The 17,178-nt window shown below is 70.8% G+C and carries 19 protein-coding genes; 6 read left to right on the top strand and 13 right to left on the bottom strand.

All coding sequences use genetic code 11. From position 1 onward, the window contains the following. Positions 1-5: 5 nt before the first annotated feature. The gene (locus O7599_RS29245; protein WP_281618601.1) at positions 6-491 is read right to left on the bottom strand and encodes a peroxiredoxin; all 486 of its coding nucleotides are present in this window, start codon (positions 489-491) and stop codon (positions 6-8) included. 249 nt (positions 492-740) lie between these two features. Next, the gene (locus O7599_RS29240) at positions 741-1,181 is read right to left on the bottom strand and encodes a DUF3052 domain-containing protein (protein WP_018839008.1); all 441 of its coding nucleotides are present in this window, start codon (positions 1,179-1,181) and stop codon (positions 741-743) included. Between the two features lie 374 nt (positions 1,182-1,555). Here O7599_RS29240 and aceE point away from each other — a divergent pair, with 374 nt between their 5' ends. After that, positions 1,556-4,303, top strand: a complete 2,748-nt coding sequence (aceE, locus tag O7599_RS29235; RefSeq protein WP_281618600.1) for a pyruvate dehydrogenase (acetyl-transferring), homodimeric type — start codon at positions 1,556-1,558, stop codon at positions 4,301-4,303. 99 nt (positions 4,304-4,402) lie between these two features. Continuing rightward, positions 4,403-5,236 carry a potassium channel family protein gene (locus O7599_RS29230; RefSeq protein WP_281618599.1) on the top strand — a complete coding sequence of 278 codons (834 nt, stop codon included), beginning with the start codon at positions 4,403-4,405 and terminating at the stop codon, positions 5,234-5,236. Positions 5,237-5,732: 496 nt separating this feature from the next. On the opposite strand, the gene O7599_RS29225 is transcribed toward O7599_RS29230, so the two are convergent. The 7 genes from O7599_RS29225 to O7599_RS29195 form a co-directional block, all read right to left on the bottom strand. Beyond that, the gene (locus tag O7599_RS29225) at positions 5,733-6,467 is read right to left on the bottom strand and encodes a recombinase family protein (RefSeq protein ID WP_281623562.1); all 735 of its coding nucleotides are present in this window, start codon (positions 6,465-6,467) and stop codon (positions 5,733-5,735) included. Between the two features lie 160 nt (positions 6,468-6,627). Further along, positions 6,628-7,047: a cupin domain-containing protein gene (locus O7599_RS29220; protein WP_281618598.1), complete on the bottom strand. Its 420-nt coding sequence runs from the start codon at positions 7,045-7,047 to the stop codon at positions 6,628-6,630. Positions 7,048-7,089: 42 nt separating this feature from the next. Continuing rightward, positions 7,090-8,067 carry an aldo/keto reductase gene (locus O7599_RS29215; RefSeq protein WP_281618597.1) on the bottom strand — a complete coding sequence of 326 codons (978 nt, stop codon included), beginning with the start codon at positions 8,065-8,067 and terminating at the stop codon, positions 7,090-7,092. Positions 8,068-8,138: 71 nt separating this feature from the next. Beyond that, a complete protein-coding gene (locus tag O7599_RS29210; RefSeq protein ID WP_281618596.1) occupies positions 8,139-8,978 on the bottom strand; it encodes an SDR family oxidoreductase in 840 nt (279 codons plus the stop codon). Continuing rightward, the gene (locus O7599_RS29205; protein WP_281618595.1) at positions 8,975-9,772 is read right to left on the bottom strand and encodes a carboxymuconolactone decarboxylase family protein; all 798 of its coding nucleotides are present in this window, start codon (positions 9,770-9,772) and stop codon (positions 8,975-8,977) included. The genes O7599_RS29210 and O7599_RS29205 overlap by 4 nt, the downstream gene beginning before the upstream one ends. Continuing rightward, positions 9,769-10,806 carry an alcohol dehydrogenase catalytic domain-containing protein gene (locus O7599_RS29200; RefSeq protein ID WP_281618594.1) on the bottom strand — a complete coding sequence of 346 codons (1,038 nt, stop codon included), beginning with the start codon at positions 10,804-10,806 and terminating at the stop codon, positions 9,769-9,771. Before O7599_RS29200 ends, O7599_RS29205 begins: the two co-directional genes overlap by 4 nt. Before the next feature lie 70 nt (positions 10,807-10,876). After that, a complete protein-coding gene (locus O7599_RS29195; RefSeq protein ID WP_281618593.1) occupies positions 10,877-11,248 on the bottom strand; it encodes a DUF2255 family protein in 372 nt (123 codons plus the stop codon). 215 nt (positions 11,249-11,463) lie between these two features. Between O7599_RS29195 and O7599_RS29190 the strand changes: the two genes are divergently transcribed. Then, positions 11,464-12,354: a helix-turn-helix transcriptional regulator gene (locus O7599_RS29190; RefSeq protein WP_281618592.1), complete on the top strand. Its 891-nt coding sequence runs from the start codon at positions 11,464-11,466 to the stop codon at positions 12,352-12,354. 48 nt (positions 12,355-12,402) lie between these two features. On the opposite strand, the gene O7599_RS29185 is transcribed toward O7599_RS29190, so the two are convergent. Next, positions 12,403-12,774 carry a Tn3 family transposase gene (locus O7599_RS29185; protein ID WP_281618591.1) on the bottom strand — a complete coding sequence of 124 codons (372 nt, stop codon included), beginning with the start codon at positions 12,772-12,774 and terminating at the stop codon, positions 12,403-12,405. A gap of 422 nt (positions 12,775-13,196) precedes the next feature. On the opposite strand from O7599_RS29185, the gene O7599_RS29180 reads away from it, so the two are divergent. Beyond that, positions 13,197-13,907 carry a hypothetical protein gene (locus O7599_RS29180; RefSeq protein ID WP_281618590.1) on the top strand — a complete coding sequence of 237 codons (711 nt, stop codon included), beginning with the start codon at positions 13,197-13,199 and terminating at the stop codon, positions 13,905-13,907. A 203-nt stretch (positions 13,908-14,110) separates the two neighbouring features. Here O7599_RS29180 and O7599_RS29175 read toward each other — a convergent pair whose 3' ends face one another. Together O7599_RS29175 and O7599_RS29170 are read right to left on the bottom strand one after the other, a co-directional pair. Beyond that, positions 14,111-15,124, bottom strand: coding sequence for an aldo/keto reductase (locus tag O7599_RS29175; protein ID WP_281623561.1), 1,014 nt, complete (start codon positions 15,122-15,124; stop codon positions 14,111-14,113). Then, a complete protein-coding gene (locus O7599_RS29170; RefSeq protein ID WP_281618589.1) occupies positions 15,121-15,534 on the bottom strand; it encodes a MerR family transcriptional regulator in 414 nt (137 codons plus the stop codon). Before O7599_RS29170 ends, O7599_RS29175 begins: the two co-directional genes overlap by 4 nt. Positions 15,535-15,621: 87 nt before the next feature. Between O7599_RS29170 and O7599_RS29165 the strand changes: the two genes are divergently transcribed. Both O7599_RS29165 and O7599_RS29160 read left to right on the top strand, forming a co-directional pair. Beyond that, positions 15,622-16,461, top strand: a complete 840-nt coding sequence (locus O7599_RS29165; protein ID WP_281618588.1) for a serine hydrolase domain-containing protein — start codon at positions 15,622-15,624, stop codon at positions 16,459-16,461. 56 nt (positions 16,462-16,517) lie between these two features. Then, positions 16,518-16,691: a hypothetical protein gene (locus tag O7599_RS29160; protein ID WP_281618587.1), complete on the top strand. Its 174-nt coding sequence runs from the start codon at positions 16,518-16,520 to the stop codon at positions 16,689-16,691. A gap of 4 nt (positions 16,692-16,695) precedes the next feature. Here O7599_RS29160 and O7599_RS29155 read toward each other — a convergent pair whose 3' ends face one another. Beyond that, positions 16,696-17,142, bottom strand: a complete 447-nt coding sequence (locus O7599_RS29155; RefSeq protein WP_281618586.1) for an ATP-binding protein — start codon at positions 17,140-17,142, stop codon at positions 16,696-16,698. Positions 17,143-17,178: the final 36 nt, after the last annotated feature.

Here is a 17,178-nt window from a genome sequence, read left to right as displayed (position 1 = left end):
GGAGATCAGGCGGGGGCGAGAGCCTTCAGCGCCGTCACGTACTCGTCGAGGTCCCGGGCGTCCGGCAGGTCGTTGACGACGGTCCACCGGATCGTCCCCGCGGCGTCGATGATGAACGTGCCGCGGACCGCGCAGCCCTTCTCCTCGTCGAAGACGCCGTAGGCGCGCGCGGTGGCGCCGTGCGGCCAGAAGTCGCTGAGCAGCGGGTAGCCGAAGCCCTCGCGGTCGGCGAAGGTGCGCAGCGCGAAGGGGGTGTCGCAGGAGACGGCGAGGAGCTGGACCTCGTCGTTGACGAAGGCGGGCAGCCGGTCGCGCAGCGCGCACAGCTCGCCCGTGCACACGCCGGTGAAGGCGTACGGGAAGAAGAGCAGCACGACGGCCTTCTCGCCGCGGTGGTCCGAGAGCCGCACGGTCTCGCCGTGCTCGGTGCGCAGCGCGAAGTCCGGCGCCTCGGCGCCGGGCACCAGGGCCTCGATCCCGTCCAGTGCCATGTGCGTGACCTCCGGTCGTGCGGTTCCGTCCCGGGTCACGAGCCTAGGGCCCGTCGGCGGTCTGCCCTCGTTCGCCCCCGGTGCCGATCCCCCGCAGCTCCCCCGCAGCGCGCAGGCGCGCGTGGGCACGGCCCAGGGCGGCTGGTTGCGTGCCATCGCCGGGCCGGGGGTGCCGGGCTTCCCACCGCGCGGGGCACGTGCGGCCGGCGCCCGGGATCCCGCCGCGCCGGCCGGGACCCCGGCACCGTGTCAGCGCTTGGTCGAGCGGGCCCCCTTCGGGGTCACCAGCCGGCTGCCGCTCCAGTCCTTGCCCGCGTTGATGCTCTTGGTCTGGGCCAGACCGGCGGTCTGCGCCGCCTCGCCGATGTCGCTGGGCTCGACGTAGCCGTCGCGGCCGGTCTTGGGCGTCATGAGCCAGACCGGGGCGCCTTCGTCGATCATGGTGGTGGCGTCCACCAGCGCATCCGTCAGATCGCCGTCGTCGTCGCGGAACCAGAGCACGACGGCGTCCGCGACGTCGTCGTAGTCCTCGTCCACGAGGTTCTGCCCGGTGATCGATTCGATGGCCTCGCGAAGCTCCTGATCGGTGTCGTCGTCGTAACCGATCTCCTGGACCACCTCTCCGGCCTGGAAACCCAGCCTGGTGGCGGGGTTGGTCCGCTCCTCCGCGTGGTCCGCGGTCGCGCTCACGGATTGCCTCCTGCTCGTGTGCCTTGTGTCTTCCGATGTCATCCAAAATCAGCATCACACCCGCGCGCACGCGAGGCGATGGGCGTAGTCCACACGTGCCGGGCGAATCGCGCAAGTACCCGGCGGCCGATCCCGCCCTATGGAGGGCACCCCTGGACCAGGGGGCGCAGTCGCCCCGGTTGCCTGCGGGTACGCTGGCGATCAGCCCGTACGCCCCCTCCACGGCCGTTTCGGTGGAGGTTCGGTGGAACCACGGCAGGGTTACCAAACAGTAGAGATGACGTGGCCGCAACCGCGGTGGACGATGGGAATCAACGCGAGACCTCTCACTCTGCGAGCAGTCCGATTACCGATACGTACAGCAAAGGGGCAGCGTGGCTTCCGGATCCGATCGCAACCCGATCATCATTGGCGGCCTTCCCAGCCAGGTCCCGGATTTCGATCCCGAGGAGACCCAGGAGTGGCTCGACTCGCTCGACGCCGCGGTCGACGAGCGCGGCCGGGAACGGGCCCGCTATCTCATGCTCCGCCTCATCGAACGGGCCCGCGAGAAGCGTGTGGCCGTTCCCGAGATGCGCAGCACGGACTACGTCAACACCATTGCGACCAAGGACGAGCCGTTCTTCCCCGGCAACGAGGAGATCGAGCGGAAGATCCTGAACGCGACCCGCTGGAACGCGGCCGTGATGGTCTCCCGGGCGCAGCGCCCCGGCATCGGCGTCGGCGGGCACATCGCCACCTTCGCCTCGTCGGCGTCGCTCTACGACGTGGGCTTCAACCACTTCTTCCGCGGCAAGGACCGCGGCGACGGCGGTGACCAGGTCTTCTTCCAAGGCCACGCCTCGCCCGGCATCTACGCCCGTGCCTTCCTGCTCGACCGCCTCAGCGAGGCGCAGCTCGACGGCTTCCGGCAGGAGCACTCCAGGGCGCCGCACGGCCTGTCGAGCTATCCGCACCCGCGGAACATGCCGGACTTCTGGGAGTTCCCGACGGTCTCCATGGGCCTCGGCCCGCTGGGCGCCATCCACCAGGCCCGGATGAACCGTTACATGCACGCCCGCGGCATCGCCGACACCTCGAACTCGCACGTGTGGGCGTTCCTCGGCGACGGCGAGATGGACGAGCCCGAGTCGCTGGGCCAGTTGTCGCTGCCCGCCCGCGAGGGGCTGGACAACCTCACGTTCGTCGTGAACTGCAACCTCCAGCGGCTCGACGGCCCGGTACGCGGCAACGGCAAGATCATCCAGGAGCTGGAGTCGTACTTCCGCGGCGCCGGCTGGAACGTGATCAAGCTGGTCTGGGACCGCTCCTGGGACCCGCTGCTGGCACAGGACCGCGACGGCGCGCTGGTCAACAAGCTCAACACGACGCCGGACGGCCAGTTCCAGACGTACGCCACCGAGTCCGGCGCGTACATCCGCGAGCACTTCTTCGGCGACGACCTGCGGCTGCGCAAGATGGTCGAGGACATGACCGACGACCAGTTGCTCCACCTCGGCCGCGGCGGCCACGACCACCGCAAGGTCTACGCCGCCTTCGAGGCCGCCGTGGCGCACAAGGGCCAGCCGACCGTCATCCTCGCCCAGACGATCAAGGGATGGACGCTCGGCCCGAACTTCGAGGGCCGCAACGCCACCCACCAGATGAAGAAGCTCACGGTCGAGGACCTCAAACGCTTCCGCGACCGGCTGCACCTCCCCATCCCGGACAAGGACCTTGAGGACGGCCTCCCGCCGTACTACCACCCGGGCCGGGACTCCGAGGAGATCCAGTACATGCACGACCGCCGGCAGGCCCTCGGCGGGTACGTGCCGACCCGCGTGGTGCGCTCCCGGCCGCTGAAGCTGCCGGACGACAAGACCTACGCGGCCGTCAGGAAGGGCTCGGGCAGCCAGGCGATCGCCACCACGATGGCGTTCGTCCGGCTGCTGAAGGACCTGATGCGGGACAAGGAGATCGGCAAGCGCTTCGTGCCGATCGCGCCGGACGAGTACCGCACGTTCGGCATGGACTCCTTCTTCCCGAGCGCCAAGATCTACAGCCCGCTCGGCCAGACGTACGAGTCCGTGGACCGCGAGCTGCTCCTCGCCTACAAGGAGTCGCCCACCGGCCAGCTCCTGCACGACGGCATCTCCGAGGCCGGCTGTACGGCCGCGCTGACCGCCGCCGGCACGGCGTACGCCACCCACGGCGAGCCGCTGATCCCGGTCTACGTCTTCTACTCGATGTTCGGCTTCCAGCGCACCGGTGACCAGTTCTGGGCGATGGCCGACCAGCTCGGCCGCGGCTTCGTCATCGGCGCCACCGCCGGCCGCACGACGCTCACCGGCGAGGGCCTCCAGCACGCCGACGGCCACTCCCAGCTCCTGGCGTCGACGAACCCGGCGGCCATCGCGTACGACCCGGCGTTCGGCTTCGAGATCGCCCACATCGTGCGGGACGGCCTGCGGCGGATGTACGGCTCGTCGCCGGAGCACCCGCACGGCGAGGACGTCTTCTACTACCTCACCGTCTACAACGAGCCGATCGTCCACCCGGCCGAGCCGGAGAACGTCGACGTCGAGGGCATCGTCAGGGGCATCCACAAGCTGTCGCCCGCGACCGCCGGACAGGTCCCGGCGCAGATCATGGCGTCCGGCGTGGCGGTGCCGTGGGCGCTGGAGGCCCAGCGGATCCTGGCCGAGGAGTGGGACGTCAGCGCCGACGTGTGGTCGGCCACCTCGTGGAACGAGCTGCGCCGCGAGGCCGTCGAGGCCGAGCGGCACAACCTGCTGCACCCGGAGGAGGAGCAGCGCGTGCCGTGGGTGACGCGCAAGCTCTCCGGCGCCGAGGGCCCGTTCGTGGCCGTGTCGGACTGGATGCGGTCCGTACCCGACCAGATCGCGCGGTGGGTCCCGGGCACGTACCAGTCGCTGGGCGCCGACGGCTTCGGCTTCGCCGACACCCGCGGCGGGGCCCGGCGCTACTTCCACATCGACGCGCAGTCGATCGTGGTCGGGGTGCTGACGGAGCTGGCGAAGGAGGGGAAGGTGGACCGCTCGGTGCTCAAGCAGGCCATCGACCGCTACCAGTTGCTCGACGTCGCCGCGGCCGACCCGGGCGCGGCGGGCGGCGACGCCTGACGCCTCCGGCGGGGCCCGCGGGCCACCGCCACCTGCGGGACGGGCCCCGGACGTGACGTGACGTCCGGGGCCCGTCCCGGCTCTCCGTAGCATCGGGGCATGCCAAGCACGCAACACGCCCAGCAGACACCGCTGGAGATATGGGAGCGCCGCACGCGGCGCCCGCTGCTCGGGCTCGCGCTGGTCTTCGCCGCCGCGTACGCCGTGCCCGTCGTCGATCCCGGCGTGCCGGACGCCGTGCACACGGCGTGCAGGGCGGCAACGTGGGGGGTGTGGGCCCTCTTCGCCGCGGACTACGTCGTGCGGCTGCGGCTGGCGGAGGACCGGTGGCGGTTCGTCCGCACGCACGTGCTCGACCTCTGCGCCGTGCTGCTCCCCCTGATCAGGCCGCTGCGGCTGCTCCAGTTGGTCTCGGCGCTGCTGCTCACCGGGCGGCTCGCGACGGCCGCCGCCCAGGTCCGGCTGACGACGTACGTGGCGGGCTCGGTCCTGGTGCTGTGGCTCTTCGGCGCGCTCGCGGTGCTGGAGGTGGAGCGGGGGAAGCCGGACGCGAACATCCACACGCTCGGCGACGCCGTGTGGTGGGCGTTCACGACGATGACCACGGTCGGGTACGGGGACCTCGCCCCGACGACGGGCCTGGGGCGGCTGCTGGCGATCGGGCTGATGATCTCGGGGATCGCGCTGCTGGGTCTGGTCACGGCGAACATCGCGGCGTGGTTCATCTCGCAGGTGGAGCGCGAGAGCGAGCACGAGGAGCAGCAGACGCAGGCGCTGCGGGAGCTGACGCGGGAGGTGGCGTCGCTACGGGCGGAGCTCACGGCGCTGCGGCAGGCGGAGGCGGGGGGCGGGGCGGGAGCGGGTCCGGCGGGTGGGGCCGTGCCGGGACCGGCAGGCGAGGCCGTCCCGCGGCCGGCGGCTCCCCGGGAGTGACGGGCCCGGGCGCGTGTCCCGTGTCTACCGTCCGCGGCCGTCCGCGGTCCGCGCAGGACACGGCGCGCGTCGCGGCGTCCACCCCCCGCGCCGGGCGACCGCCACCGGGGTGGCGGCACCGGCCTGCACCGCGACAGAGCACACCACGAGCAACGCGCCGAGACGCTATCGCCGAGCTCGCCCCCCGTCGCGGGTCCGGCAGCGCCGCCCTGCACGAGCCCGACGGCCAAGTCCCCGTGCGGCGCGATCCGTCCCGACGGCCTTCTTTTCCTCCACCGAGAACCTTGCGTGGTCGATCCGTTGCTGGTGGCATCGACCGCGCCCTGGGCGGGGACCACACCGTCGCCGGGCCGGCTCCGAGAGGCGGCAGGAGCGTTACCAGCCATCCAGCCCGGTATCCCGTGAAATGCCACGGTGCGGCGGCCCGGCCGACCACGCTCCGCACCAGCCCGTACGAGGCCCTGTTCTCCCGAAGCTACGGCGAAGTGACAAGTAGCTATCTGTAATCAGAGTGATGCTCGGTCAGGGATAGCGGGGCGAGGTCCGAGGACGTCGCCGACCTGGAGGTCAGCAAAGTCGGCGTGGGCCTGTTCGACGGCTTCGGCGTATGCCTCGCGCTTGGCGTGCTCGGCGAGCGCCCGGTAGATGCTGGCCACCGAGGGGTTCTGTCCCTTGCGCTTGCCGGTGGGATGATCAGGTCGGGCTGGATCTGCTCGACGGGCTCACCGAGTGATCGGCGCCGCAGCACGGTGTGGAGCATGTCGTCGGTGATGACGGGCGGCCGGCCGCCGTGCGTGCCCTTGCGGGCCGCGGTGTCGAGCCCCTCCAGGGTGGACTCGCGGATGTTCTCCCGCTCGGTCTCCGCCATCGCCGCGAAGAACGCGAACAGCAGCTTCCCCGGCCCGGTGGGGTCGTAGATGCCGGGCAGGGGCCCGGCGAGCATCTCCAGGATGAGGCCGTGGGCGGTGAGGTGGTCCGCCAGCGCGGTGAGCTCGGCGGCGTCGCGGCGGAGGCGCTTCATCTCGTACACGGTGAAGATGACCCGGCAGTGCGGGGCGTGCGCCTTGACCTCCCGCGCGCTCCGCAGCGCCTCCTCGGACTTCGGGCGGACCCGTACCCGGGTGCTGATCTTCTCGCTGAAGATCTTGTCCCCGGGGATGCCGTGCTTGCTGAGCGCGTCGAGCTGGGAGTCGAGTTCCTGCCCGTGCGTCGAGGACCGGGCGTAGCCGATGCGGATGTCCGCGCTCGGCAGGTCGGGGTCGATCGGCGCCGACGGCGGGGTGCCGGGCCGCCACGGCCCGGGCCGCGGTCGGCCGGGGTTGGTACCCGCAGCGCCTTCTTCAGCCGGGGCACCATGGTGAAGCGGCGGGTGGACCGTTTGTGAGAAGACCCTAGCGGCTGCGGGTGCGCGGCGCGTTGTACTGATCGTCGGTGACGTGCTCCAGCCAGGTGGTCTCGGGGCGATCGTCGTCGGGTGCGGTGGCGTCCCACAAAGCCAGGTGCTGCATGAAGCGGTCTTCGGTAGCTCCGTGCCAGTGTTCCTCTCCGGGCGGACAGGTCACCGTCTCACCGGGGTGGGCCTCGAAGACCACGCCGTCGCGGGTGCCGACCAGGGCGACACCGGCGATGACATGGAGGGTCTGGCCGACCGCGTGGTGGTGCCAGGCGGTACGGGCGCCGGGGGCGAATCGCACCATGTTGGCGCGGATGCGAGAGGGCTCGCTTCCTGCATGGATGACGTCGAACCAGACGTCGCCGTTGAACCAGTTCTCGGGCCCCTTGCCAGTCGGTTGCGGTTCCACGAATTCCACGGGGATGCTCCTTGCTTTCGTACTGAAAAGGGGGTGTCGGGGTCAGCGTTCCAGCATGCGCAGGCCGGCTTCGGTGTGGGTGTCTCCGGCGGCCGGAGGGAGGCTGGAGAGCTTGTGCAGGACGTCGGCGGGCAGTTGGAGGCGGTCGGCGGCGGTGTTCTCCTCGACGCGGGTGACGCGCTTGGTGCCGGGGATGGGGGCGATGTCGTCGCCTTGGGCGAGGAGCCAGGCGAGGGCGACCTGGGCCGGGGTGGCGCCGGCTTCTGCGGCGATGGTCTGGACTTCGTCGGCGAGGGCGAGGTTGCGCTGGAAGTTCTCGCCGGTGAAGCGGGGGTTGCCGCGGCGGAAGTCGCCTTCTTCGAAGTCGTTCTCGTTGCGGACGGTGCCGGTGAGGAAGCCGTGTCCGAGCGGGGAGAACGGCACGAGGCCGATGCGCAGTTCCCGCAGGACAGGCAGTATGCGGGCCTCGATGCCGCGTGTCCACAGCGAGTATTCGGACTGCACGGCGGTGACGGGGTGGACGGCGTGGGCGCGACGGATCGTGTCCGGGCCGGCTTCGGAGAGGCCGAAGTGGCGGACCTTGCCCTCGGCGATCAGTTCGGCGACGGCCCCGGCGGTCTCCTCGATGGGAGTGTTCGGGTCGACGCGGTGCTGGTAGTACAGGTCGATGTGATCGGTGCCCAGCCGCTTGAGGGAGCCTTCGAGCGCGGTGCGGATGTTGGCTGGGCTGGAGTCCAGCGTCCACGCGCCGCCTCCGCCGTGGGAGACCAGACCGAACTTGGTGGCCAGGACGATCTGGTCCCGGCGGCCTTTGAGTGCCTGGCCGAGGAGGTTTTCGTTGACGTACGGGCCGTAGATCTCGGCGGTGTCGATGAGGGTGACGCCGAGGTCGATGGCCCGGTGCACGGTGCGGATGGATTCCGCGTCGTCGGTGCCGGCGCCGGTCAGGCCGTGGGACATGCCCATCGCGCCCAGGCCGATCCGTGCGACGTCCAGGTCGCCCAGCTTGATGTGCTTCATGATGCGGTGCTTCTCCATGGGTGGTCGTAGTGGTCCGGCGCGGTCGAGCGCGTCGGTCGGCAAGGTGGCTGCTACTCGCCGGCGGGAAAGTCCGTGGAGGCCGCCAGGTCCCGCTGGGCTTCGAAGTCCTCGATCCGCTTGCGCAGCACGCCCAGGGTGGAGTCCAGGGCCTGGGAACCGAGGACCATGCGAAGCGGGGCCGGTTCGGTGCCGGCGGATTGGATGATGCGGGCTGCCATGCGCTGCGGGTCGCCGGGGGCGAGGCCGTTGGCGGGGTTAAGCATGGCCTGGAAGGCGTGGGCGGGGTTGCTCTCGTAGGCGTCGATCGGGTGGGCGACCTTGGCGCTGCCGTAGCGGAACTCGGTGCGGGCGCCGCCGGGTTCGACGATGGTGACGCCGATGTCGAAGGGGGCGACTTCCTGGGCGACGGACTCGGCGAAGCCTTCGATGCCCCACTTGGTGGCGTGGTACATCGAGTTGCCGGGGAAGGCGACCTGGCCGCCGTACGTGGACATCTGGATGATGCGTCCGCCGCCTTGGGCGCGCAGGTGGGGCAGGGCGGCGCGGATCAGGGTGATGGAGCCGGTGAGGTTGGTGGCGATGATGTGGTCGACCTGGGCGTCGGTGAGTTCCTCGGCGGCGCCGAAGAGGCCGTAGCCGGCGTTGGAGACGATCACGTCGACGCGGCCGGCGGCGAATGCGGCGTCGACCGTCTTGCGCACGGCGGCGGTGTCGGTGACGTCGAGGATGTGCGCGCGGAAGGTGTCGGGGTACTTGTCGGCGAGGTCGGCGACCTTGTCGAGGTTGCGGACGGTGCCGATGACGGTGTCGCCGCGCTGAAGGAGCTGGGTGGTCAGGGCGTGTCCGAAGCCGCTGGAGACGCCGGTGATGAGCCAGGTGCGGGTGGTCATGCGTCGTCCTTCGGGGTCGGGGCGTCGTCGGCCGGGGTGATCGCGTCGACGGCGGCCAGGGCGTTGAGGGTGCGGGGGTAGCCGATGAACGGCAGCAGGCCGGTCAGGACGGCGATCAGGACGCCGCGGGTGTTGCCGACATGCACGTTGGCGGCGACATGGCCCTTTACCTGCGGGTCGGCGCCGCCGAGCGCGGCGAGCATGGCGAAGGTGAGCAGCTCGCGCACGGGCACGTCGATGCCGGTGCGGGTGTAGTGGTCACCGAAGCAGTTGCCGCTGAGAAAGCGCTGGATGTGCTGCTCGTCCGCGGGTGCGTTGGCGTACATGGCGTCCACGGCCTTCTCGCCGACGATCCGTTGCTGCACCGCCAGCCCTTGCTCCATTCGGGTGTCCGAGCTGGTAGTGGACTGGCCCTCCAGCGGCAGGGTGACGCCGCGGTCGGTGAGCACTTGGTTGGTGGCGTGCAGGAAGTCGAAGACGCGGGCCATCCCGGCGTACGGCACGGCCTGGTAGATGATCTCCTTGGCCTGGACCGGGGTGACGCCGGCGGTGAGCGCGGCGCCGAGCATCACCCGGTACTCGGCCACCGCCCCCACCGCGATCATCGCGGCGAGCTGGGTCATCAGCCGGGTGCGCTCGCCGACCTCACGGGTGTGCTGGAGGACCTCGTCGAAGGCGAAGTTGTCGAAGTACTCGATCAGCTCCGGGTCGGTGACGGCGAGGGTGGAGACGTGGCCGGGGAAGAGTCGCTCGTGAGCGGCGGTGGCCGCGGCGTTGGGCTTGCGGACGGTCACGGGCGCACCAGCACCTTCAGGCGGCTGCGTTCGTCCATCGCCTTGTAGGCGTCGGCGACGTCGTCGAGGGGGACCTCGGCGTCGAAGACCTTGCCCGGGTTGATGCGGCCGGCGAGCACGTCGGCGATGGCGGGCTCCAGGTAGGCGCGCACCGGGGCCGGGCCGCCGGCCAGCTGGGCGTTCTTCCCGAACAGCGATCCGAACCCGACCGGTGCCTCCTCGTACTGCGGGACGCCGACGCGGGAGATGATCCCGCCGGCGCGGACGATGCCGTACGCCTGCTCATAGGCGGGCATCAGGCCCACGGCCTCCAGCACGACGTGGGAGCCCTCGCCGCCGGTCAGCTCCATGACCTGGGCGATGCCGTCCTCGCCGCGGTCGGCGACGACATCGGTGGCGCCCCACTCGCGGCCCAGATCGGTGCGGGAGGTATGCCGCCCCATGAGGATGATCCTCTCCGCGCCCATACGCTTGGCCGCCAGCACGGCGGACAGGCCGACGGCGCCGTCGCCGATCACGGTGACGGTCTTGCCGGGCTCGACGCGGCCCATGTGGGCGGCGTGGTAGCCGGTGAGGTAGACGTCGCTCAGGGCGAGCAGCGAGGGCAGCAGTGCGGTGTCGACATCGCCCGGGATCTTGACCAGGGTGCCGTCGGTCTGGGGGACGCGGACGGCCTCGGCCTGGGCGCCGCCGACGCCGCCGACGCCGTACCACCCGCCGTGCGGGCAGGCGGTCTGGAAGCCGTCGCGGCAGATGGCACAGGTGTTGTCGGCGAAGGCGAACGGGGAGACGACGAAGTCACCGCGCTGGAGGCCGCGGACCTCGGAACCGGTCTCCTCGACGATGCCGAGGAACTCATGCCCCATCGGAACGCCCTCGTTGGTCTTGTCCATCGAGTGGTAGGGGTGCAGGTCGGAGCCGCACACGCAGGCCAGGGTGATGCGGACGACCGCGTCCGTGGGCTCGACGATCTGCGGGTCGGGGACGTTCTCCATCCGGACGTCTCCGGGTCCGTACATGAAGGTGGCGCGCATGGAGGATCTTGCCTTTCGTGGCTTGCAGTAGCTCTGTGAGCTGGGGTGACAGTCGCTGATCGGCGCTCGGTCAGCGGGGTTCGAGGCGCAAAGTGGAGGCGCGGGCCGCGTCGGTCAGGACGTGCTCGACGATGCTCGGGTAGCGCCCGTACTTCTGCCGGTAGGCCGCGTCCACGTCGGCGTACTCGTCGGGGTCGGCGTCGTGGAAAGTGACGTCGGTACGGACACCGCCGGCCGTCACGCGTCCCTGGCGACGGGTGCGGGTGCCCTGGTACCAGGGGCCGTCGACGCCCTTGACGGAGCGGACGTATAGCCGGTCGCCGGAGCGGACCACCCACATGGTCACCGGATCACGCAGCGTGCCGTTGGCCCGTTCGGAGGAAAGGTCCAGCTCCTCGGCAGCGGCGATCTTCTTCAGGTCCGCGCTGTTCCAGTCGGCCATCGTTCCTTCCTTCCGGTGTGCAGAGCCCAGGACCAAGGTGGCCACGGGGCGGGCGCCGGGGGTGTGAGCTCTTCCACCGTGCGCTGCCATGGTCGAGCGTGCAGCCTTTCGGCCGCCGGAGGCAGGCCGAGGCGTGCCGGGGGGTGCCCAGCGGGGGTGTGACAGGGCCCCCCGCCGCCGGCACGGCGCACCGGCGGCGGAGAGACACTGGCGCTATGGCACCTGAGCAGCACAGCGGCGGCGACGAGCTGGGGCGCTTCCTGCGCGCCCGCCGCACCCAGACCAGCCCGCAGTCCGCCGGCCTCACCCCCGGCCCCGGGGTACGGCGCACCCCGGGGCTGCGACGCGAAGAGCTGGCCACGCTCGCCGGGGTCAGCATCGACTACTACACCCGCCTGGAGCGCGGCAAGGAGACCCGGCCCAGCCCCGCCGTGGTCGATGCCCTGGCCCGGGCCCTGCAGCTGGACGACGCCGAGCACCAGCACCTGCGCGACCTCGCCGTCCGCGCCGCCCGCTTCGCTCCTCAGACCGCGCCCGCTCCCAGCCTCACCGTGCGCCCGCACCTGAAACTGGTGCTGGAGGCGCTGCGCCCGAATCCGGCGTACGTCGTCAGCCGCAGCATGGACGTCCTCGCCCACAACCCCGGCGGACTCGCCCTCTACGCCGGCATCGAGGACTGGCCCGCCTCCCAGCGCAATCTGGGCCGCTACCTCTTCCTCCACCCCGCCGCCCGCGAGGTCTTCCCCGACTGGGACAACCAGATCCGCGGCTGCGTCGCCCGCCTGCGCGCCCTCGCCGGGACCGACCCCGACGCCCCCGACCTCACGAGGCTCGTCGGCGAGCTCCTCCTGAAGAGCCCGGCCTTCGCCGGCCTGTGGGAGCGTTACGAGGTCACCGGACGCAAGATCACCTCCAAGACCTTCCAGCACCCTCAGGTCGGCACGATCACCCTCGCCTTCCAGGGCACGGCCCTGGAAGGCACCCCTGGCCAGCGCATGGGCTTCTACACCGCCGAACCCGGCAGCCCCGACCACGACGCCATGGTCCTGCTGGACATGACCGCCACGCCGGCCCCGTCCGAGCAGCCGTCGCCGAGGCAGACGTAGCAGAGGGGGCAGGCGGCTCTGCCCGATCAACGACGCCGGGCCGGCGCTTCAGAAAGGCGACCGGGCCGTGTCCTCCGCTGCTGATCGGACAGAGCCGGGCGGGGTTCGGGGGCCGGGCACGATGGACGCCGTGGCAGCGAGGTCGAGGTGGGGGTTCATGTCCAGCTCGAACCGGCCGTAGGGGTTCACGTGGGTCCAGAACAGCGGGGACAGGGCCCGCCGGTCGGCGTCGGTGAGCCGCTTCTGCCACTTCTCCTCGCTCAGGATGTCCTGCAGCAGCAAGGTGTTGACGTGCACCAGCGTGGACTGGAGCACGTGCAGGGCGAGCATCGAGACCTCCTGGGACTCCTTGTCGGAGCCGGTCAGGTCGCCGTCCTTGCCGTAGGACAGGTCGTGGTTGGCGGAGTTCCCGTTCTCCACGACCCGGAGCCCGTCATTGATCTCACGGAGCAGGTCGGCGTCCGCGAGGTGGTCGCATGAACGCGGTTCGTACCGCCCGCCCGAGTTCCTCGATCGCCCGGTAGTCGTCATGACCGGACCAACCTCGTCGAGCACGGCCCTCGATGACCCCAGAAGATCAAAAAGGCTGACAAGCACACCCCACATCCGCTACAGAGAGCTACTTGTTACTTCGCCGTAGCTTCGGGAGAACAGGGCCTACAAGCCGGGAACGTCAGCTCGTGGGGTGGGCTACGAGCCGCGGTGTGAACCGGACGGTGGTGCGACACGTTGTGGCGGTGCGGTAGGAGTTCCACAAGAACGAGAGGAAGCAGGCCACCTTGCCACCGGATAATGCGTGGGAGACCTCGGCTACGCCCGAGGATATTCGTGAGGCGTTGTATGTGTACACCGCTTATCGCCAACACCTGGAGCCGCACTGGCCGCTGCTACCGCCGGAGGGCACGTTGGTGGCGCTGGGTACCGAAGGGCAGGGCCTGAAAATGTGGCGGTCGACCGGGATCGCGGCTCGTCACCCGGAGGATTGGGATGTGTCGCCGTTGCTGGCTCATCCTAATCTTGATTTGGCCTCTGACGATGTGTACCGCCAGCTCGGCGCCACAGGGTTGATATCGCACAGTTATTACGCCGAGGCGATGTCGAAGCACCATGCACTGTGGGAACGCCTTATGGAGGCCGAGTTGCCGGAAACAACCCAGACCGGGACGGACGACAACGAGTGGTCGCACGACTGGTCCGGGGATCACCACACAACGAAGGTGAGGGCCCGGGAGTCCTTGGAGGACCCACTGGGGCAGGCGATGCAGGGGCTGACGCTCAACCAAGCGCATGTGGACAGCCGGCATGGCAATGTCCGGCACACCCATGGCGATGTCCCATACACCCAGCACGGCAGTGCCGCGCACACGCAGCATGCCTCCGTGCACGTCCGCCCCGGCGCGCCGGCCGCGGGCGTCAGTGCGTTGCTGCCTCCGCCGTTCGACAGCCGAGCCACCGACCCTCGCCAGCAACGCGGGCAGCCGGCCGAGTCCCATGCCCAGTCGCCCCGGACGTCATCCCACCAGGGCGGGCCTCGCCGGGGTGCCGCTCGGTAGCCGGGCCACGTACATCGACCGCGAGGGCCCGTCGCCGAGCGGTGCGAGCAGGGCGGTGCGTGCGACTGCAGCCCCGCTGCGACTCGCCCGACGACGGCCGACGAAGAGGTGAGAGACCGGCCCCCGGGGGAAGTTCTCCAGGGGCCCGGCTACCGGACCGCGGACGCACCCCGCCGCTCCAGGCCCGGCTACTCCCGGCCCGGCTACTCCCGGCCCGCCGACGTGAAGGAGACGTCCGCGTACCGCGGCCCCGCGACCTGCCCCGCCAGCGGTTCCAGCAGCGCCCACTCCGCCTCGGTCAGCTCGATCAGCGTCGCCGCCGTGTTCTCCTCCACCCGCGACGGCTTCCGCGTCCCCGGGATCGGCACGACCGTCATCCCCCGCCGCTTCGCCTGCCCGTGCAGCCACGCGAGCGCGATCTGCCCCGGCGTGGCCCCGTGCGCCTCGGCGATCTGCCGCAGCGGCGCGAGCAGCTCCGCGTTCCTCTCGCCGTTGCCGCCGCTGAAGCGCGGCATCGTACGGCGGAAGTCGTCGGCGCTCAGGTCGGCCTCGGCGTTCACGAAGGAGCCGGTGAGGAAGCCGCGGCCGAGCGGTGAGTACGGCACGAAGGTGACGCCCAGCTCCTGCGCCGCGGGCACCGCGGTCCGCTCCACGTCCCGGCTGAAGACCGACCACTCGGACTGCACCGCCGCGATCGGGTGCACGGCGTGCGCGGCGCGCAGCTCCGCGCCGGTGACCTCGCTCAGCCCGAGCTGCCGCACCTTGCCCTCCTGGACCAGCTCGGCCATGTTGCCGACCACGTCCTCGATCGGCACGCGCAGGTCGCGGCGGTGCATGTAGTACAGGTCGATGGTCTCCACGCCGAGCCGGCGCAGGCTGGCCTCGATGCACGAGCGCATGTACGGCCGGTCGTTGCGTATCACGCGCTTCTGCGGGTTCTCGGGGTCGGTGGCGAGCGAGAACTTGGACGCCAGGGTGACGGCGTCGCGGTTGGCCCGGACGAAGGGCGAGAGGAACTTCTCGTTCTCGCCGTCGCCGTACATGTCGGCGGTGTCGTACAGGGTCACGCCGAGTTCGAGGGCGCGTTCCAGGGTGGCGCGGGCGGCGTCGGCGTCGGTGGGCCCGTACGCGAAGCTCATGCCCATGCAGCCGAGGCCCTGGACGCCGACCTGGGGCCCGTCGGTGCCGAGCGGGACCGTGGCGATGGGGGTGTTCATGGACTGCACGTGGATGCTGCTCCCTCGTAGAAATCGATCTTGAAGTCAAGGACGGTGAGCGTCGACTGCAGATCGGCGATCTGCTGCCGGACCACCTCGCGGTGCTCGCGGAAGAGCTGGATCCGCTCGGTGAAGGTCCCGTCCCCGGCCCGTACCAGCTCGGCGTAGCGGACCATGTCCGCCACCGGCATCCCGGTGAGCCGCAGCTTGCCGATGAGGTCGAGCCAGTCCAGGTCGCCGTCGGTGTAGAGGCGCTGCCCGGTGTGCGAGCGGTGCACGTCGTTGAGCAGCCCGATGCGCTCGTACCAGCGCAGGGTGTGCGCGCTGAGTCCGGTGTACGAGGCGACCTCGCTGATGGAGTAGTGATCTTGGCCCACGGGGCGTACCCGGGCCGCTGTGGTCAGGCTCATTGCCGCTCCCCACTCTCGACGCGCTCGACGCTACTTGCTTGGAGTGCACTCCAAGCAACAACATATGCCCGCGTTAGGCTCGGGCGCATGGACAGCCTGCATGTGATCGACTCGTGGCCCGTCGCCACGGCCGCGACCGCCGCCGTACGCGCCGACGGCTCGCTCGCCGGGACCCACGGCTCCACTGACCACCGCTTCTACCTGGCGTCGGTGACGAAGCCGCTGGTGGCGTACGCCGCCCTGGTGGCCGTCGAGGAGGGCGCGATCGACCTGGACGAGCCGGCGGGCCCGGAGGGCTCGACCGTGCGCCACCTGCTGGCGCACACCTCCGGCCTCGGCTTCGACGAGCACCGCGTGATGGCCGCGCCCGGCACCCGCAGGCTGTACTCGAACGCCGGCTTCGAGGTACTCGGCGACCACCTCGCCAAGGCCACGGACATACCGCTGGCGGAGTACGTACGGGACGCGGTCTTCGCGCCGCTGGGCATGGCCGCGACGACGCTGGACGGCTCACCGGCGCACTCGGCGACGTCGACGGTGTCGGACCTCGTCCGCTTCGCGGGCGAGCTGCTGGTGCCGCGGCTGCTCTCGGACGAGACGCACGCGGAGGCGACGTCGGTGCAGTTTCCGGGGCTGAAGGGCGTGCTGCCGGGCTACGGGCACATGAACCCGAACGACTGGGGCCTGGGCCTGGAGATCCGGGACGGCAAGTCGCCGCACTGGACGGGCGCCTCGTCCTCCCCGCGCACGTACGGGCACTTCGGCCAGTCCGGCACGTTCCTGTGGGTGGACCCGGAGGCCACGACGTCGGCGGGGCAGGGGGCGGCGTGCGTAGCGCTCGCCGACGTGAATTTCGGGGACTGGGCGGTGCGGGCGTGGCCGCCGTTCACGGACGGGGTCCTCGCGGAGCTGGCCGAGGGCAAGTGACCTGTGTCACTGGTCGGCGGTAGGCTGACGACCACTGACGGTGAGGGGGAGAGCCGATGCTTTTCGGATTCGGAAACGCCTTGGAGAAGCTGGTCACGGTCGCGGGAGTGGTGGTCGCGGCGGTCGCGGTGGTGAAGCTGGCCGAGCAGACGGAACCGGCGGAGGCGGATGCGGCGGCGGGCGCGGCAGGGGACGGCGCACCCGAGGACACGCGCCCCGCGGAGGCGTGAGGGCCTACGTGGTGGGGGTTGGCCCGGGTACGGGGTCGTGCAGCTCGAACCAGACGGTCTTGCCGATCCCGTACCGCCGCGGATAGGCACCCCAGCGCGACGCCAGCGCCGCCACGAGAGCCAGCCCCCGGCCGGACTCGTCACCCGGCCCGGCCTCACACGGCGTGGGCAGCTCACTGGTCCCCGCGTCGGAGACCTCGACCCGCAGCCCGCCATCGCCCAGCACGCACCGGGCGGCGATGTGCCGGTCACGCGGGGCGCGGGAATGAAGGCAGGCGTTGGTCAGCAGCTCGCTGACCAAGAGCACGGCGGTGTCGGCGGTTTCGGCCGGCAGCCGCCACTCGCGCGCCTGCGCGGCGAGCAGCGCGCGGGCACGGGCGGGGCTGCGGCGGCTTGTGGGCAGCCGCCACACGACGTCGGGGGGAAAGGGGGTGGGAGGTTTGGGGTTCACCTCTCACAGAGTGGTTACTGCTCGCTACTGTGAGTA

Origin of the sequence: Streptomyces sp. WMMC500 (genome assembly GCF_027497195.1) — a bacterium.
In the GTDB taxonomy this organism is placed as follows: Bacteria; Actinomycetota; Actinomycetes; order Streptomycetales; family Streptomycetaceae; genus Streptomyces.
The sequence above is the reverse complement of the archived record's forward strand: the minus strand, read 5'-3'. Positions and strand labels throughout refer to the sequence as shown.

Excerpts from the sequence above, each read along its gene's own strand:
- O7599_RS29245 (WP_281618601.1), bottom strand. The coding sequence starts at position 491 with ATGGCACTGGACGGGATCGAGGCCCTGGTGCCCGGCGCCGAGGCGCCG.
- O7599_RS29230 (WP_281618599.1), top strand. The coding sequence starts at position 4,403 with ATGCCAAGCACGCAACACGCCCAGCAGACACCGCTGGAGATATGGGAG.
- O7599_RS29215 (WP_281618597.1), bottom strand. The coding sequence starts at position 8,067 with ATGAAGCACATCAAGCTGGGCGACCTGGACGTCGCACGGATCGGCCTG.
- O7599_RS29210 (WP_281618596.1), bottom strand. The coding sequence starts at position 8,978 with ATGACCACCCGCACCTGGCTCATCACCGGCGTCTCCAGCGGCTTCGGA.
- O7599_RS29200 (WP_281618594.1), bottom strand. The coding sequence starts at position 10,806 with ATGCGCGCCACCTTCATGTACGGACCCGGAGACGTCCGGATGGAGAAC.
- O7599_RS29195 (WP_281618593.1), bottom strand. The coding sequence starts at position 11,248 with ATGGCCGACTGGAACAGCGCGGACCTGAAGAAGATCGCCGCTGCCGAG.
- O7599_RS29190 (WP_281618592.1), top strand. The coding sequence starts at position 11,464 with ATGGCACCTGAGCAGCACAGCGGCGGCGACGAGCTGGGGCGCTTCCTG.
- O7599_RS29175 (WP_281623561.1), bottom strand. The coding sequence starts at position 15,124 with ATGAACACCCCCATCGCCACGGTCCCGCTCGGCACCGACGGGCCCCAG.
- O7599_RS29170 (WP_281618589.1), bottom strand. The coding sequence starts at position 15,534 with ATGAGCCTGACCACAGCGGCCCGGGTACGCCCCGTGGGCCAAGATCAC.
- O7599_RS29165 (WP_281618588.1), top strand. The coding sequence starts at position 15,622 with ATGGACAGCCTGCATGTGATCGACTCGTGGCCCGTCGCCACGGCCGCG.
- O7599_RS29160 (WP_281618587.1), top strand. The coding sequence starts at position 16,518 with ATGCTTTTCGGATTCGGAAACGCCTTGGAGAAGCTGGTCACGGTCGCG.